Consider the following 567-nt stretch of genomic DNA (forward strand, 5'->3'; position numbering starts at 1 on the left):
GCCCGGGCGGCCGGGTCGGCGGGGGCCGTGCGCGCGCGGGCGCGCACCAGCGTCTCGAGCGCGTCGGCGAGGGAGTCGGGATCCTCCGGGTCGAACGCGGCGAGCGAGTCGGGGCTCAACCAGGCGCCGGACTGGTCCGCGATGTGCCCGATGTCCGCGACGGCCACCGGCACCCCCAGGTCCCGGCACATCTCCACCCAGCCCGAGTGGGTGCCGATGCGGTACGGCAGCACGGACACGTCCACGTCGCGCAGCAGCGCGTGCAGGGCGGGGTCGTCGAGCCGGTCGTGCTGCCACAGCTCGAAGCCGTGGTGGGCGCAGCCCGCGCGCAGCGCGGCCAGGGCGTCCTCGTCCTGCACGGTGTCCTGGACCTCCACGGTCACCCGCGCGTCGAGGCCGCGGTCGGCCAGCGTCGCGACGGCGGCGGCGAGCACCGGCAGCAGCGCCACCGGGGCCACCTGGGCCCGCAGGTCCTTGGCGTGCACCAGCAGGCGGGCGGGGGCGGCCGCGCCGTCGCCGTCGTCGGACGCGTCGAAGGGCAGCGCATGGCGGCCCACTCTGTTGCGT

General features: G+C 77.4%; 1 pseudogene. It reads right to left on the reverse strand.

Going from position 1 to position 567, the window contains the following annotated elements:
* A pseudogene (locus tag HMPREF3105_RS01300) lies at positions 1 to 567 on the reverse strand (glycosyltransferase family 4 protein); the annotation flags it as partial.

The organism is Micrococcus sp. HMSC31B01 (assembly GCF_001816085.1).
Taxonomy (GTDB): Bacteria; Actinomycetota; Actinomycetes; order Actinomycetales; family Micrococcaceae; genus Micrococcus; species Micrococcus luteus.